General features: G+C 41.6%; 1 protein-coding gene. It reads right to left on the bottom strand.

Annotated elements, in window-relative coordinates; genetic code table 11:
* Nucleotides 1-437: pentapeptide repeat-containing protein (locus AC5590_RS07515; RefSeq protein WP_248277462.1), on the bottom strand; the 437-nt coding region annotated here is incomplete at both ends.

The following is a 437-nucleotide window of genomic DNA, read 5'->3' as shown; positions in this document are numbered from 1 at the left end:
CTTGAGCACCTCGCAAATCAGCATTTTTGAGGTTAGCACGGGTCAAATCGGCATGGATAAGGTATGCATTTTTCAGGTCTGCTCCCTCTAATGTACTATCACTCAGGTCTGCACCTTCTAATTGAGCGGCTTGTAATTTAGCATCTGTAAGATTGGCTATTTCTAACTCCACACCATTGAGAATCGCAAATACTAGAATTGCTGATTCTAAATCAGCACCACTGAGGTTAGCACCTCCAAGGTCTGCATTACTTAAATTGGCACGGGCTAAGTTAGCACCTTCTAATTGGGCACTATTAAGGTTAGCAAATTTGAGATTAGCTTCTTTAAGTCTGGCACGACTGAGGTTAGCACCTTCTAATTGGGCATCACTAAGATTAGCTTGCTTAAGGTTAGCATAGATGAGATTGGCATAATTGAGATTAGCAACACTGAGA

This window comes from Brasilonema octagenarum UFV-OR1, assembly GCF_963888615.1.
Taxonomy (GTDB): domain Bacteria; phylum Cyanobacteriota; class Cyanobacteriia; order Cyanobacteriales; family Nostocaceae; genus Brasilonema; species Brasilonema sennae.
Note: the sequence above shows the minus strand (reverse complement) of the source record. Positions and strands in the feature narration are given on the sequence as shown.